12 protein-coding genes are annotated in these 15203 nt (G+C 54.6%); 3 read left to right on the top strand and 9 right to left on the bottom strand.

All coding sequences use genetic code 11. The features are described from left to right. Positions 1-17: 17 nt before the first annotated feature. The 3 genes from ltaE to ACVLVH_RS16255 form a co-directional block, all read right to left on the bottom strand. Positions 18-1019 (bottom strand): low-specificity L-threonine aldolase, encoded by a 1002-nt coding sequence (ltaE, locus tag ACVLVH_RS16265; protein ID WP_192413886.1) that lies wholly within the window; start codon positions 1017-1019, stop codon positions 18-20. A 67-nt stretch (positions 1020-1086) separates the two neighbouring features. Beyond that, a complete protein-coding gene (gene poxB / locus ACVLVH_RS16260; RefSeq protein WP_498949737.1) occupies positions 1087-2808 on the bottom strand; it encodes a ubiquinone-dependent pyruvate dehydrogenase in 1722 nt (573 codons plus the stop codon). Positions 2809-2911: 103 nt separating this feature from the next. Then, entirely contained in the window at positions 2912-3808 is an 897-nt protein-coding gene (locus tag ACVLVH_RS16255; RefSeq protein ID WP_192413882.1) for a LysO family transporter, read from the bottom strand. Between the two features lie 137 nt (positions 3809-3945). Here ACVLVH_RS16255 and ACVLVH_RS16250 point away from each other — a divergent pair, with 137 nt between their 5' ends. Beyond that, a complete protein-coding gene (locus ACVLVH_RS16250; protein WP_192413982.1) occupies positions 3946-5586 on the top strand; it encodes an ATP-dependent nuclease in 1641 nt (546 codons plus the stop codon). Positions 5587-5678: 92 nt separating this feature from the next. Here ACVLVH_RS16250 and cspD read toward each other — a convergent pair whose 3' ends face one another. Continuing rightward, the gene (cspD, locus tag ACVLVH_RS16245; RefSeq protein WP_007887624.1) at positions 5679-5906 is read right to left on the bottom strand and encodes a cold shock-like protein CspD; all 228 of its coding nucleotides are present in this window, start codon (positions 5904-5906) and stop codon (positions 5679-5681) included. Positions 5907-6229: 323 nt separating this feature from the next. Between cspD and clpS the strand changes: the two genes are divergently transcribed. Both clpS and clpA read left to right on the top strand, forming a co-directional pair. Then, on the top strand, positions 6230-6550 hold the full coding sequence (clpS, locus tag ACVLVH_RS16240) for an ATP-dependent Clp protease adapter ClpS (protein WP_007887621.1): 321 nt from the start codon (positions 6230-6232) through the stop codon (positions 6548-6550). A gap of 55 nt (positions 6551-6605) precedes the next feature. Continuing rightward, positions 6606-8885, top strand: coding sequence for an ATP-dependent Clp protease ATP-binding subunit ClpA (clpA, locus tag ACVLVH_RS16235; RefSeq protein WP_064740732.1), 2280 nt, complete (start codon positions 6606-6608; stop codon positions 8883-8885). A 90-nt stretch (positions 8886-8975) separates the two neighbouring features. On the opposite strand, the gene infA is transcribed toward clpA, so the two are convergent. From infA to trxB, 5 genes are all read right to left on the bottom strand, one after another. Next, positions 8976-9194: a translation initiation factor IF-1 gene (infA, locus tag ACVLVH_RS16230; RefSeq protein WP_002211347.1), complete on the bottom strand. Its 219-nt coding sequence runs from the start codon at positions 9192-9194 to the stop codon at positions 8976-8978. Between the two features lie 346 nt (positions 9195-9540). Then, positions 9541-10233 (bottom strand): leucyl/phenylalanyl-tRNA--protein transferase, encoded by a 693-nt coding sequence (aat, locus tag ACVLVH_RS16225; RefSeq protein WP_101760971.1) that lies wholly within the window; start codon positions 10231-10233, stop codon positions 9541-9543. Between the two features lie 33 nt (positions 10234-10266). Next, positions 10267-11997 (bottom strand): heme ABC transporter ATP-binding protein/permease CydC, encoded by a 1731-nt coding sequence (gene cydC / locus ACVLVH_RS16220; RefSeq protein ID WP_192413880.1) that lies wholly within the window; start codon positions 11995-11997, stop codon positions 10267-10269. Further along, positions 11997-13766 carry a heme ABC transporter permease/ATP-binding protein CydD gene (gene cydD, locus ACVLVH_RS16215; RefSeq protein WP_498949733.1) on the bottom strand — a complete coding sequence of 590 codons (1770 nt, stop codon included), beginning with the start codon at positions 13764-13766 and terminating at the stop codon, positions 11997-11999. The genes cydC and cydD overlap by 1 nt, the downstream gene beginning before the upstream one ends. A 145-nt stretch (positions 13767-13911) precedes the next feature. Then, a complete protein-coding gene (gene trxB, locus ACVLVH_RS16210; RefSeq protein WP_061717155.1) occupies positions 13912-14877 on the bottom strand; it encodes a thioredoxin-disulfide reductase in 966 nt (321 codons plus the stop codon). Between the last annotated feature and the right edge of the window lie 326 nt (positions 14878-15203).

The following is a 15203-nucleotide window of genomic DNA, read 5'->3' as shown; positions in this document are numbered from 1 at the left end:
AAATGGCGACCGTTTGTTTACTGCTGCAGGAATGCCTGCCAGTGCGCCACCAACCGTTGCAGATCCTGACGGCTGACATCCAGATGCGTGACAATACGCGTTACGGGCCCAACGCTGATTAGCACATCGCCCGACTGCATCCAGCTTTTCAGCGCGTCAACTTTCTCTGATGGCACCTTCACAAACAGCATGTTGGTGTGCTGATTGAGCACTTCAACACCGATGGCGCTGAGCTGCTCGCCTAACCATGCCGCATTATCATGATCCTCTTTGAGACGCGCGACATTGTGCTTCAACGCATACAGCCCCGCCGCGGCCAGAATGCCCGACTGGCGCATGCCGCCGCCGGTCATTTTGCGCCAGCGACGCGCTTGCTCAATGTAGGCTTCATCGCCACACAGCAGCGAACCAATCGGCGTGCCGAGGCCTTTTGACAGGCAGATGGTTAAGGTGTCGCAGTAACGCGCAATCGCTTCCAGCTCCACATTCTGTGCCACCACGGCGTTAAAAATACGTGCGCCATCAATGTGCAGCGCCAGCTTGTGCTCGCGGGTGAAGATCCACGCTTGCTCCAGATAGCTGAGCGGCAGCACTTTACCGTGATGGGTGTTTTCCAGGCTCAACAGACGGGTGCGGGCGAAGTGGAAATCGTCGGGTTTGATGGCGGCGGCCACTTCCGCCAGCGGCAGGGAACCATCTTCCGCATGCAGAATTGGCTGTGGCTGAATGCTGCCGAGCACCGCTGCGCCGCCGGCTTCATATTTGTAGTTGTGCGCCTGCTGACCGACGATATATTCATCGCCGCGCTGGCAGTGACACAGCAGCGCTACCAGATTAGCTTGCGTGCCGGTGGGGAAGAACAGGGCGGCGGCTTTGCCGCTCAAGCGTGCGGCTTCGACTTCCAGTGCGTGTACGGTGGGGTCATCGCGGTAGACATCATCGCCGGTTTCGGCTGCCATCATGGCATCGAGCATGGCAGCACTCGGGCGGGTTACGGTATCACTGCGTAGATCGATCACGTCGCTCTCCTGAAATAAAAAAGCGGGCGAAGCGCCCGCGTTATCATCATGTTTGGCCTGAATTGTTTTACCTTAGCCAGTTGGTTTTCGCCAGCTCCACGATCTCATCACCGCGTCCATTCAGAATGGCACGCATCATGTAGAGGCTGAAACCTTTGGCCTGCTCGGCTTTAATCTGCGGCGGCATCGACAACTCTTCTTTGGCGGTAAGCACGTCAAGCAACACCGGGCCATCGTGCGCAAAGGCTTCCTGCAGCGCGCCGTTAAGATCGGAGGCTTTCTCGACGCGAATGCCTTTGATGCCGCAGGCGGCGGCGATGGCGGCGAAATCCGGGTTTTCGAGGTCGGTGCCGTCGGTCAGATAGCCACCGGCTTTCATCTCCATCGCCACAAAGCCCAGCACGCTGTTATTGAAGATCACCAGTTTCACCGGCAGCTTGAGCTGCGCCACCGAAATGAAATCGCCCATCAACATGCTAAAACCGCCGTCGCCACACAGCGCCACCACCTGACGCTGCTTGTCCAGCGACTGCGCGCCCAACGCCTGCGGCATGGCGTTGGCCATCGAACCGTGATTGAACGAGCCGATCAAACGACGTTTGCCGTTCACCTTCAGATAGCGCGCTGCCCACACGGTTGGCGTGCCGACGTCGCAGGTAAAGATGGCGTCGTCATCGGCGTATTCGCTGATTTGCTGGGCCAGATATTGCGGGTGAATCGCCAGCTTATCGTTAGCGGTGGCCAGTTCGTCCAGCCCTTTGCGCGCATCGACATAATGCTCCAGCGCTTTGTCCAAATGCTGACGATCGGTTTTGCTGGTGAGCTGCGGCTGCAGCGCATGCAAGGTGGTTTTGATGTCACCCACCAGCGCCATATCCACATGGCTGTGTGAGCCAAGGCTGCCCGGATTGATGTCGATCTGAATGATTTTGGCATCGGCCGGATAGAAGGCGCGGTAGGGGAATTGCGTCCCCAGCAGCACTAAGGTATCGGCATTCATCATGGCGTGGAAACCAGAGGAGAAGCCAATCAATCCGGTCATGCCGACATCGTAAGGGTTATCATATTCGATGTGCTCTTTACCGCGCATCGCGTGCACAATCGGCGCTTTTAGCGTTTCTGCCAGCTTCACCACTTCGTCATGCGCGCCAGCGCAACCGCTGCCACACAGCAGGGTGATATTTTTCGCTGCATTCAACGTTTCAGCTAAGGCGGCCACTTCACGGGCGGTTGGCACCACGTGCGGCAACTGCGGCGGATACCATTCGCTGCGTGCGCTTTCCGGGGCCGGCTGCAATGCCACGTCGCCGGGGATCACAATCACTGATACGCCACGATTGAGAATCGCTTTACGCATCGCAATGCCCAGCACCTGCGGCAGCTGCTCCGGATTGGAAACCAGCTCGCAATAGTGGCTGCATTCGCGGAATAATTCTTGCGGGTGGGTTTCCTGAAAATAGCCGCTGCCAATTTCGCTGGAAGGAATGTGGGCGGCGATGGCCAAAACCGGAACGTGATTGCGGTGGCAATCAAACAAGCCGTTGATGAGATGCAGGTTGCCCGGTCCACAGGAACCGGCGCATACCGCCAATTCACCGCTGATTTGTGCTTCAGCGCCGGCCGCGAAGGCTGCCACTTCTTCATGGCGCGTCGGCATCCATTCGATGGTGCCCATGCGATTCAGGCTGTCGCTCAGCCCGTTGAGAGAGTCACCGGTGACGCCCCAAATGCGTTTCACGCCGGCGTTTTCCAAAGTTTTTGCCAGCATTGCCGCCACAGTTTGCTTCATCGTTATGCTCCTTTCTGGTGTTGAGCCATCCATGCCGATGGCGAAAACGTGTCAGTCAGAAAGCGTAGACGATGAAGCTGGCGTGCAGGCGTGAAAAAATGCGTTATGCCGAGAACAGGGCGATAAGGATTGGCGCCAGCAAACTCATAATAAAACCGTGCACAATCGCAGCGGGCACGATCTCCATGCCGCCGGTGCGTTGCAGGATTGGCAGCGTGAAATCCATCGAGGTTGCGCCGCTCAAGCCCAGCGTCATGCTGCGTTGACGGGTGATCAGCAGCGGGATCAGCATAATGGTGATCAGCTCACGCAGCAGGTCGTTGAAGAAGGCGGCGCTGCCTATCACCGGGCCGAACGATTCGCTCATCAGAATGCCGGAGAGCGAATACCAGCCGAAACCGCTGGCTAACGCCAGGCCGGTTTTGATCGGCAGATCCAGCAGCAGCGCGGCCATTACGCCGCCCACCAGCGCGCTGCACAGCGATACCAGCGCCACCAGCATGCCGCGCCGGTTGATGGTGATTTGACGTAGCGTCATGCCGCTGCTGCGCAGCTGAATACCGACCAGCAATAGCATCAGCATCAAGGCGTATTCACTGATGGTCGAGGCGTGACGCAGCGGCGCCCATTGACTCAAACCGAGCAGAAAGCCCGCCAGCACCGAACCGCACAGCTTGAGCGACTCCAGCGCCATGTGCAGACGCGACGGCAGCGCTTGTGGCTTGTGCTGATGACGCCACGGCCAGCGTCGCTCCAGCAGCCACAGCGCCAGCAGCGAGCAGGCAAGAATGCTCAGCATGCTCACCAGCGCGATGTGGAAAATGGCCAGCAAATTGCTGCTCAGGTTATCGAGAAATGCCAGGCTGGTGCCCATAAAGAACAGAATGATGTAGACCAGCGCGCTCAGCGTGCGGGCAACCGCCTGTAAAAGCGTGGTGTGGCGCAGCGGCAGCAGATAGCCGAAAATCAGCGGCAAAAGGATGATAATCAATACGTACATGTGAGGTTTCTATCCATGATTTGCGGGCTGCCACGCTAGCGAAAAACGGTTGAAGTGTAAACCTTTTCCCCTGGCGCTGACTTGACCAACGCAGCGTGGCGGACCATGCTCAGGCAAAGCAGCAGATGGAATGTATGATGATTCTGGAACATATCGATATTCACGGTTTTCGCGGTATTAATCGGCTGTCATTGCCGTTGACCAACACCAATGTGTTGATTGGGGAAAATGCCTGGGGTAAATCGAGCCTGCTCGATGCATTGACGCTGTTGCTGGCGCCCGCCGCCGAGCCTTATCAGTTTAGCGAACACGACTTTCACTTCCCGCCCGGCGACATTGATGCCCGCATGCGCCAGTTGCAGCTGGTATTTCGTTTTCGTGCCCAGAGCGATGATGAGAGTGCGTTGTTTCAGCCCTTCTGGCAGCACGATGAGCATGGCCGCTATATCCGTTTCAGCACGCGTGCTAAACGTCAGGATCAGGGTGTAAAAACCAGCTGGCGTTTCATCGATCAGCATAACGATGTGTTGCCAGCGGCAGGCACTGACGCAGCGTTGGCACATCTGCGCGCTTATTATCCGGTATTGCGTTTACGCGATGCGCGTTTTGGCCGTCGTAACCGCCATGCTGACAGCGATGCGGAGCGCCGCGAGACGACGCTGACTGCATTGGCGCAGGAAGTGGAAAAGCTGACGCGCGATTTGGTGGTGCGCCCGCAAACGCTGAGTGACGATCTGCTGCGTCAGGGATTGCATACTATGCAGCAGCTGCTGGAACACTATTTTCTGGTGCAGCAGTCAGGCAGCAGCGCGCCGCGCGTGGCACCGGAAGTTCGCGATGGCAGCGAAGGCTGGCGATCGCTGGATAAACTTAATCACCTGATTGCCGGCACCGAATCACGCAGTCGTCAGGTGATTCTGCTGCGCATGTTCTCGCTATTGATTCAGGCGCACGGCAACGAGCCGCTGCCGGCGGGTGCGCATCCGCTGCTGCTGGTGGAAGATCCGGAGACGCGGCTGCATCCCATTATGCTGTCGGTGGCGTGGAATTTACTGGAACTGATGCCGCTACAAAAAATCGCCACCACCAACTCGGGTGAACTGCTATCGCAGGTGCCACTGGAAAATATGTGTCGGCTGGTGCGTGAATCCACGCGGGTGGCGGCATGGCGCATTGGGCCTGAAGGTTTAAGTGCTGAAGAGAGTCGCCGTATCGGTTTCCACATCCGCGTGAATCGTCCGTCGGCGCTGTTTGCCCGCTGCTGGCTGCTGGTGGAAGGCGAGACCGAAGTGTGGATTATCAATGAACTGGCGCGGCAGCGTGGCTATCACTTCGCGGCGGAAGGGGTGAAAGTCATTGAGTTTGCGCAATCGGGTTTGAAACCGCTGCTGAAGTTCGCCCAACGCATGGGCATCGCCTGGCATGTGCTGACCGACGGCGACCAGGCGGGCAGCAAATATGCGGCGACTGCCCGCAGCCAGCTACCGTCGGCGTCACGGGAAAGCGATCATCTCACGCAGTTTCCGGCACCGGATATTGAACATTTTCTCTATAAGCAGGGTTTCAGCGATGTTTATTACCAGACGGCGCACCTGCCGTTAAACGCGCCGATGAACACGCGGCGTATTATTAGTAAAGCTATTCAGCACAGCTCGAAACCTGAGCTGGCGATTGCCGTCGCGATGGCTGCGGCTGAACGCGGGCCGCAGGCGATTCCGCCGTTGCTGGATCAGCTGTTTGCGCGCGTGATGTGGTTGGCTCGCGGCCGGGCGGATTGAGGAAAGGGTGAGATGCGCCAAATAAAAATGCCAGCGTCTGCGGCTGGCATTTTTTTTCGGGAGTGGTCAGAATACGTGAAACAGCATGCGCGTTAAGCGACCGCGGCTTGCGTGGCTTCACAGGGCACGATCAGGCTGGCATGATTGCCTTTTGGTCCTTCATGGACATCAAACTGAACCTGCTGGCCAGCTTTCAGCGTTCTGTATCCCTCCATCTGAATCGTGGAGTAGTGTGCGAAGATATCGTCGCCGCCGCTAATCGGACAGATAAACCCGAAGCCTTTGGCGTTATTGAACCATTTTACTGTACCCGTCTCCATGCTTTTACTTCCCTCGCAAGACATTTTGATAAGTAGGTGAGGTCATCGAAGCTGTGAGTCGAGTTTGTTTAAAACTCAATCAGCTTGTGTTAGTAGAATGTAGAGAAACGGACCTTACCGTCAAGCAAACGGCCCTGGCGGACGGGGATAAATTCATCAAAATTTGAGGCAGTTAACGCTATTGCAAATTTTGTGATACAGGTCGCGCATGTGCTTTTAGGGCCAGTTTTTATCAACTGAAAACCGGCTTGACAGGCATGTTAAACTTTAGGAATGGGCGCAGAGATGTGCACAACCGTAACGCAGAATTTCGACGGAACATTATGGCAAACACAAACGACTGGCTTAATTTTGAACATCTAGCCGAAGATAAAGTACGCGAAGGGTTAAAGCCGCCTTCAATGTATAAAGTCATTCTGAATAATGACGATTATACACCTATGGAATTTGTTATTGACGTTCTGCAAAAGTTCTTTTCTTATGATATTGAACGTGCAACGCAGCTGATGTTGAAAGTTCACTACCATGGAAAAGCAATCTGTGGTGTATTCACTGCAGAAGTGGCGGAGACCAAAGTAGCCCAGGTGAACAATTACGCACGAGATAATGAACATCCGTTGCTGTGTACGCTAGAAAAAGCCTGAAGCCATCTCCATATAGGAGATAGGTTGTCAGAGCGATAATTGGGGGAGGTGCCAAATGCTCAATCAAGAACTGGAACTCAGTTTAAATATGGCTTTCGCCAGAGCGCGCGAGCACCGTCATGAGTTTATGACCGTCGAGCATCTGTTGCTGGCATTGCTCAGTAACCCGTCGGCCAGAGAGGCACTGGAAGCCTGTTCGGTGGATATCGTGGCTCTGCGTCAGGAACTCGAAGCCTTCATCGAACAAACCACGCCGGTGCTGCCTGCCAGTGAAGAGGAGCGCGATACCCAACCTACGCTCAGCTTCCAGCGTGTGCTGCAGCGCGCGGTATTCCACGTCCAGTCCTCCGGTCGCAGCGAAGTCGCAGGCGCGAACGTGCTGGTCGCGATTTTCAGCGAGCAGGAGTCGCAAGCGGCTTATCTGCTGCGCAAACACGAAGTGAGCCGTCTCGATGTGGTGAACTTCATCTCCCATGGTACGCGTAAAGACGAACCCGGCCAGCCGCAGAACAATGCGGAGAATCCGGTTAACGAAGAGCAAGCAGGCGGGGAGGATCGTATGGAAAACTTCACCACCAATCTTAATCAGCTTGCTCGTGTCGGCGGAATCGATCCGCTGATCGGCCGCGATAAAGAGCTGGAACGTACTGTTCAGGTGTTATGCCGTCGTCGTAAGAATAACCCGCTGCTGGTGGGGGAATCGGGCGTGGGTAAAACCGCGATTGCCGAAGGGCTTGCCTGGCGCATTGTGCAGGGCGACGTACCGGAAGTGATGAAAGAGTGCACCATCTATTCACTCGACATCGGTTCGCTGCTGGCGGGTACCAAATACCGTGGTGATTTTGAAAAACGCTTCAAAGCGCTGCTGAAACAGCTGGAGCAGGACAGTAACAGCATCCTGTTTATTGATGAAATTCATACCATCATCGGTGCCGGTGCGGCATCGGGTGGCCAGGTTGATGCGGCGAACCTGATCAAACCGTTGCTCTCCAGCGGCAAAATTCGCGTGATGGGTTCAACGACCTATCAGGAATTCAGCAACATTTTTGAGAAAGATCGTGCGTTGGCGCGTCGTTTCCAGAAGATCGATATCACCGAGCCTTCTGTGGAAGAGACCGTGCAAATTCTTAACGGCTTGAAACCGAAGTACGAAGCGCACCATGACGTGCGTTATACCGCCAAAGCGGTGCGTGCGGCGGTGGAGCTGGCGGTGAAGTACATCAACGATCGTCATCTGCCGGATAAAGCGATTGACGTGATTGACGAAGCCGGTGCGCGTGCGCGTCTGGTGCCCGTCAGCAAGCGTAAGAAAACCGTTAACGTTTCGGATATTGAAACGGTGGTGGCACGTATTGCGCGTATTCCTGAGCAGAGCGTGTCACAAACCGATCGTGATACGCTGAAAAATCTCGGCGATCGCCTGAAAATGTTGGTGTTTGGTCAGGATAATGCGATTGAAGCACTGACTGAAGCGATCAAAATGAGCCGTGCAGGTTTGGGCCAGGATCGTAAACCGGTCGGTTCCTTCCTTTTTGCGGGCCCAACCGGTGTCGGTAAAACAGAGGTTACCGTCCAGCTGGCAAAAGCGCTGGGTATCGAGCTGCTGCGTTTTGATATGTCCGAGTATATGGAACGTCACACCGTCAGCCGTTTGATTGGTGCGCCTCCGGGCTACGTTGGCTTCGATCAGGGCGGTTTGCTGACTGATGCGGTGATTAAACATCCGCACGCTGTGGTGCTGCTGGATGAGATCGAGAAAGCGCACCCGGATGTCTTCAATCTGCTGCTGCAGGTGATGGACAACGGTATGCTGACCGATAACAACGGTCGTAAAGCAGATTTCCGCAATGTGGTGCTGGTGATGACCACCAACGCCGGTGTGCGTGAGACTGAACGTAAGTCGATTGGCCTGATTCATCAGGACAACAGTACTGACGCGATGGAAGAGATCAAAAAGATCTTCACCCCAGAGTTCCGTAACCGTCTCGATAACATTATCTGGTTCCGTCACCTGTCTCAGGAAGTGATTCATCAGGTAGTGGATAAGTTTATCGTCGAGTTGCAGGCTCAGCTGGATGCGAAGGGCGTATCGCTGGAAGTTAGCGATGATGCGCGCGATTGGCTGGCTGATAAAGGCTACGATAAAGCGATGGGTGCGCGTCCGATGGCACGTGCCGTACAGGAAAATCTGAAGAAACCGTTGGCGAATGAACTGCTGTTTGGTTCGCTGGTTGATGGTGGATCGGTATCAGTAGCGCTGGATAAAGATAAAAACCAGCTGACTTACCACTTCCTGAGTGCGGAAAAACGTAAAACCGAAGGTACTGTACACTAAGCGTTATGCAGATATGAAAAAGGCCGGATGCGAATCCGGCCTTTTTTTTGCGCTAAGTTTGTGTCATCAGCGCGAGATAGAAATATCTACTTAGCGACTACGGAAGACAATGCGGCCTTTGCTCAGGTCGTACGGGGTCAACTCGACAGTCACTTTGTCGCCCGTCAGGATGCGGATATAGTTTTTGCGCATTTTACCGGAGATATGAGCGGTAACCACGTGCCCGTTTTCAAGCTCTACGCGGAACATGGTGTTCGGTAACGTATCCAGTACGGTACCTTGCATTTCAATATTGTCTTCTTTGGCCATCGAATCCTCTGGGTGTACTACCAAACTGTTGAACCGGCAAGATAATGCCGAATTCCATGATTTATGTAAAGAACCGTTGATGATTTTGCCAACGCTTCGCCGTGCGTCGCGCCGTTGCGCGTGCAGTACGGATAAATTAGGGTGTTTTTTGACGTCTGCGGGGGATTAGCGGGCTAAGAATCTGTAGCAATCGGCATCAGTTGCACAATCAAAACAGCTTCGGGAAATGTGTGAGATTCCCAACCTGGCAATTCCGGCTCGCCACAGCGAAGCGCGGACGACATACCAAACTCGCTTATTGTATCACTTTTGTCGGGAATTGTGTGCAAAACATCGGTGACCGATGTCAAAAAAGGGTTTGTGTGTGCCAGCAACTCTCGGAAACCGGTTGCCACGCCAGCGTTTGCACGTACTGCAGATAATCAACGCGAGGAATTTCCACCGCACCGAGGGACGCGGTATGCGGATTCAGCACCTGACAATCAATCAGCCGGCCCTGATGCGCCAGAAAATGTTGTGCGAACACCCAGAGCGCGGTTTTCGAGGCATTTTCCTGACGGCTGAACATCGATTCACCGCAAAAAATTTGCCCCAGCGCCAGGCCATACATCCCGCCGACCAGTTGCTGCTCGCACCAGACTTCAATCGAATGTGCATGGCCCAGTTCGTACAACCGCAACCACGCACGTTTCACTTCGAAAGTGATCCATGTCCCTTCCTGACGGCCGCTGGCGCAGCCTTCCAGCACCTGCGGAAACGCATGATTCATGGTGACGCGATACGGTGAGCGCTTATGGAAGCGCGCCATACTGCGGCTGAGATGGAAAGATTCTGGCAGCATGACCGCGCGGGGATCCGGCGACCACCAGAGAATCGGATCGCCAGGAGAAAACCACGGAAAAATGCCTCGCTGATAAGCATTCATCAGGCGGGCAGGGGAGAGATCGCCGCCCATCGCCAATAATCCATTGGGCTCGCGCAGCGCCATTTCCGGTGGTGGGAAATTTAATGAATCTCGTGAAAGCTGTATCAGTCTCATTGCATCAATCACACTCAGGGCTGTTGGCTAAGACTATAGCGTAAAGCGCTGATGGAAACGCCAGTAGCGGCCTGCTTTTGAGATTAATTCGGCGTGCGAACCGGATTCGATAATTTGTCCCTGATCCATAACGCAAATGCGGTCCATGGCGTCTAAACCACTTAAGCGATGCGTCACCATAATCAGCGTCTTGCCGCGGGTGACGTGTTGCAATAACGCCAGAATTTGCTGCTCGGTGCTGGCATCCAAACCTTCGGTAGGTTCATCCAGCAGCCACAAATCGCCATCATGCAGAAGGGCACGCGCTATTGCCAGACGACGCAGTTCGCCGCCGGACAACGGTCGACCGCCGTCGCCCATCCACGCATTCAATCCTTCGCTGTGTTCGGCGAGATGGGCCAGACCCACCTTACTCAACGCGTCTTCCAGTTGCTCATCGCTGGCATCGGGTTTTGCCAGCAGGAGATTGTCGCGCAGCGTTTGGCTGAACAGATGCACGCGCTGTGTTACCACGCTAATGCGGCGACGCAATGAAGCTTCATCCCAGGTGGTGAGATCGCTATCGTTGAGGCTAATTGAACCTTGCTGCGCTTCCCAACCGCGGGTAATCAGCGCCAGCAGACTGGATTTGCCGCAGCCGGTTGGACCGAGCAGCGCCAAATGCTCACCTGCATTTAACGATAGGGAAAAATGCTGCAACACCGGTTCGGGGCGCTGCGGATAGCTGAAGCGGATGTTTTCCATTTTCAGGCTGATACCTGATGGGCTACTGATTTTTGCGCTGGGAAAACGGATCGCGGCGGGCTGTTCAATGATTTCCTGTACCCGCTTAGCGGCGCTGGTCACCTGCGACAGCGGCAGAAACGCTCCGGCAACCGGGGCCAGCGCTTCAAACGCCGCCAGTCCGCAGAACACAAACAGCGCGATCAATGCGCCCGGCGAACTGTTTCCACCCACGCCATTCGCGGAAATCCATAGCAACAGCGTAACCGTCGCGCCGCTGATGACCAGCAACAGACTTTGCGCCAGCGCCTGCAGGCAATGTTGTCTGCGTTGCGCCTGTTGCCACTTCTGTTCATCGCTATCAAGTTGGTCGCGCCACTGTTGTGCTGCACCATAAATTTTCAGCTCAGACAGGCCAGTAATCCAGTGCGTCAACTGCATGCGCCAGTTGGCCTGATGCTGGGCGATTTGGTGTCCGGCTGAGGTGCCAAGCCGCCAAAACAGCGGCGGCATGAGCAACAGCGTCAAAAGCATCATACCGCCGAGCAGCAAAGCTAACGGTACATCCAGCAGCGCCAAACCGCAGGTGACCACCACAATTACCACCGCTGCACCGATTAACGGCGAGATCACACGCAGGTAAAGATGATCGAGTGTATCCACGTCGCTGACAAAACGGTTGAGCAATTCGCCATGACGAAAACGAGCCAGCTGTTCCGGCGATAGGGCGATGACTTTGCTGAAGGTGAATACGCGCAAATGTTGCAGCACGCGGAAGGTGGCATCGTGGCTCACGAGGCGCTCAAAATAACGTGCAGCCGTGCGCGTGATCGCCGCGCCTCGCACGCCGGCAGCGGGCAACATATAGTTGAACGTATAAAGTCCCGCTACGCCCGCCAGCGAAGAGGCGGCAAGGAACCAGCCGGATAAAGTCAGCAATCCGATACTGGCAAGCAAAGTGATAATGGCGAGAATGATGCCAAGTCCCAAACGCCATGGATGACGGCTAAACAGACGCAGGAAAGGCAATAAATTATTCATTATGCGATCTCCTTCCGACGATGCTGCGCCATTTCACGCAAAGGTCCATCTTGTTCAATCAGCTGCTGCCAGGGACCTTGTTGCACCAGTTGCCCGGCCTGCATCACCCACACTTCATCCCAGCTAGCGAGCTCGTTGAGTTGATGCGTGATCATTAGCGTGGTTTGCTGGGTGGCCGCCTGCTGCAGTGCGCGGATAACATGTTGCTCACTTTGGCTATCCAGCCCAGAACCGGGCTCATCAAGCAATAGCAGTTGTGCCGGTTTAAGCAGCGCACGCGCCACGGCAATACGCTGCGCCTGACCGACGGAAAGCCCCACGCCGCCATCGCCTAAAAGAGTATCTAATCCGTTTGGCAGACGATCTAAAAACTCGTCAACGCCCGCGCGCTGCAGAACCGACATGAGCGTCGCGTCATTAATGGGGCTATTAAGCAGCAGGTTTTCGCGTAGCGTTTGCGCGGGTAAATGCGGATTTTGGCCAACCCAGGCAATATATTGTTGCCAGCTATCGCGGTTGATATCACGCAGCTCCTGCCCATTAACCTGCAGTGAACCTTGATAAGGCAGGAAACCCAGCAAGACGTTCATCAGCGCTGTTTTGCCTGCACCGCTTTGTCCTACCAGCGCTACACGTTTACCAGTATCGAGAGTGAAATTGAGCGATTGAGAGAGCGCTTCACCGCCAGCAGTCATGACCACCAAATTCTGAGCCTGAATATGCAGCGGTGTAGTGAGAGAAAGCTCGCGAGAAGCATGCTCTTCGTGTGGATCGGGACTTTCGCGTAGAAACTGGTCCAGCGCATCAGCTCCGCCAATCGCTTGCGCTTTGGCGTGATAAAAGGTGCCTAAGTCGCGCAACGGCTGGAAAAATTCAGGCGCCAGAATAAGTGCCAGGAAACCAGCAAACAGCGTTACGCCGGTGCTGTAATGACCAAAGTTCAGTTCGCCGAGATAAGAGAAACCGAAATAGACCGCGACGACAGCAATCGCCAGTGAGGCAAAAAATTCCAGCACGGCAGATGAGAGAAACGCCAGGCGTAATACTTCCATGGTACGTTGACGAAAATCGGTGGTGCTGGCGGCAATTACTTCTTGCTCTGCCGCGCCGCGATAGAACAGGCGCAGCGTTTCACGTCCACGCAGACGATCGTAAAAATCACCGCTTAGTCGGGCGAGAGCAACAAAGTTGCGGCGGTTGGCATCTGCAGCGCCCATGCCAACCATCGCCATGAACAGGGGAATCAGTGGCGCGGTGACCAGCAGAATCAATCCCGCCGCCCAGTTTATTGGAAAAATGGCGATCAATATGGCCAACGGAATAAAGAGTGCCAGCGACATCTGAGGCAGATAACGCGCGTAGTATTCCTGCATCTCTTCGATTTGTTCGAGTAGTAGCGTAGCCCAACTGCCTGCTGGCTTACCTTGAATCCAGGCGGGACCGAGCACATTGAGTCGATCCAGAACCTGCTGACGCAGCGCACGGCGAATGGCAACGCCGGCGCGATGTCCTGCCATTTCGCGGGCGTAATGCAATCCGGCGCGCAAAACAAAGCACAGCAGCAGCAACAGAAAATCGGTGAGCAGTGATGCGCGCGGTTGCTGTGCGACAAGCAGATTTTGCAGCAGCGAAGCCAGTAACCAGGCTTGGGCGATAATGACCAATGCGCCAGCAAAACCCAGCAGCGAAGCCGCACGTAAGTTGCGCGCACCGTGATGACGTTGCTGACGGAGCCAGCGGAGAAGTTCTTGTTGCCGTGATTTGTTCATGCGATGCCGTTTGGTAACTCAAAAGAGATGTAAATCCCGGATGAAAACCCAGCAATATCGGGCGCGTGAACTGTAGCACGCAGGTAACAAAAAAGGCGACCAAAACTGGCCGCCTTTTAGCGATTATGATCAGGTTATTAACAACTTACTTATCGTTTTTAACCAGTCCATCGAGGAAGCGTTCCGCATCCAACGCCGCCATACAGCCGGTACCGGCAGAGGTAATGGCCTGGCGATAAATATGATCCATCACATCGCCGGCAGCGAACACGCCTGGGATGCTGGTTTGCGTGGCGTTGCCGTGCAGACCAGACTGCACTTTGATGTAGCCATTTTCCAAATCCAGCTGACCATCAAAAATTGCGGTATTTGGACTGTGGCCGATGGCGACAAACAAACCAGCGACGTCCAGTGATTCAGCCGCTTCACCTTTGGTAGACAGCAGTTTCAAGCCCGTCACGCCCATTTGATCGCCAACCACTTCATCCAGCGTGCGGTCGGTGTGCAGCACGATGTTGCCATTGCGCACTTTTTCCATCAGACGGTCAATAAGGATTTTCTCAGCGCGGAAACTGTCGCGACGGTGAATCAGATGCACTTCTGCAGCAATGTTAGCCAGATAAAGCGCTTCTTCAACGGCAGTGTTACCGCCACCAATGACGGCAACTTTCTGATTGCGGTAGAAGAAGCCGTCGCAGGTCGCACAAGCAGAGACGCCTTTGCCTTTGAACGCTTCTTCTGATGGCAATCCGAGATAACGTGCCGATGCGCCAGTGGCGATGATCAACGCATCAGCAGTGTATTCACCGCTGTCGCCGACCAGACGGAACGGACGGTTCTGCAAATCGACGGTATGAATGTGGTCAAAAATGATCTCGGTGTTGAATTTCTCGGCATGCTCCTGCATGCGCTCCATCAACGCTGGACCGGTCAGATCGTTTGCATCGCCTGGCCAGTTCTCCACTTCGGTGGTGGTGGTGAGCTGACCTCCTTTCTCCAGTCCGGTAATTAACACCGGATTCAGGTTAGCGCGCGCTGCATATACTGCTGCAGTGTAACCGGCAGGGCCGGAGCCCAGAATGAGCAGCTTACTGTGTTTGGCCGTACTCATGCGTTCCTCAATTTTTTTCTGACGACATAGTTTTTGATTGTAGGGAAATTAACGCCGCAAAAAAAGGCTCCAGCAATTTTGTTAACAATCACTGCGAGCGGCGTAGACGATGAGTGCAAGTTTTGCACGCGCGTTGCGCCAAAAGGGGGCAATGCTCGGCAATTAGTGGTGCAGCAGCATAAAAATTCTCATTTAAAAACAGCAACCCAGAACTCTATCTGGCATCTTGTACTGAATTTGGATGTTTTACTTTGACAATCGCCTGCGCTTTTGCGAAAACATTGGGAGAAGCAGAGAATATTTAGCGATTCAAAACAGAATTTCAT

It is taken from the genome of Kluyvera sp. 1366, assembly GCF_054823405.1.
The sequence above is the reverse complement of the archived record's forward strand: the minus strand, read 5'-3'. Positions and strand labels throughout refer to the sequence as shown.

Coding starts and splice junctions, on each gene's coding strand:
- clpS (WP_007887621.1), top strand. CDS start 6,230: ATGGCAAACACAAACGACTGGCTTAATTTTGAACATCTAGCCGAAGAT.
- cspD (WP_007887624.1), bottom strand. CDS start 5,906: ATGGAGACGGGTACAGTAAAATGGTTCAATAACGCCAAAGGCTTCGGG.
- infA (WP_002211347.1), bottom strand. CDS start 9,194: ATGGCCAAAGAAGACAATATTGAAATGCAAGGTACCGTACTGGATACG.
- aat (WP_101760971.1), bottom strand. CDS start 10,233: ATGAGACTGATACAGCTTTCACGAGATTCATTAAATTTCCCACCACCG.
- trxB (WP_061717155.1), bottom strand. CDS start 14,877: ATGAGTACGGCCAAACACAGTAAGCTGCTCATTCTGGGCTCCGGCCCT.
- cydD (WP_498949733.1), bottom strand. CDS start 13,766: ATGAACAAATCACGGCAACAAGAACTTCTCCGCTGGCTCCGTCAGCAA.
- ACVLVH_RS16250 (WP_192413982.1), top strand. CDS start 3,946: ATGATTCTGGAACATATCGATATTCACGGTTTTCGCGGTATTAATCGG.
- clpA (WP_064740732.1), top strand. CDS start 6,606: ATGCTCAATCAAGAACTGGAACTCAGTTTAAATATGGCTTTCGCCAGA.
- cydC (WP_192413880.1), bottom strand. CDS start 11,997: ATGAATAATTTATTGCCTTTCCTGCGTCTGTTTAGCCGTCATCCATGG.
- ACVLVH_RS16255 (WP_192413882.1), bottom strand. CDS start 3,808: ATGTACGTATTGATTATCATCCTTTTGCCGCTGATTTTCGGCTATCTG.
- poxB (WP_498949737.1), bottom strand. CDS start 2,808: ATGAAGCAAACTGTGGCGGCAATGCTGGCAAAAACTTTGGAAAACGCC.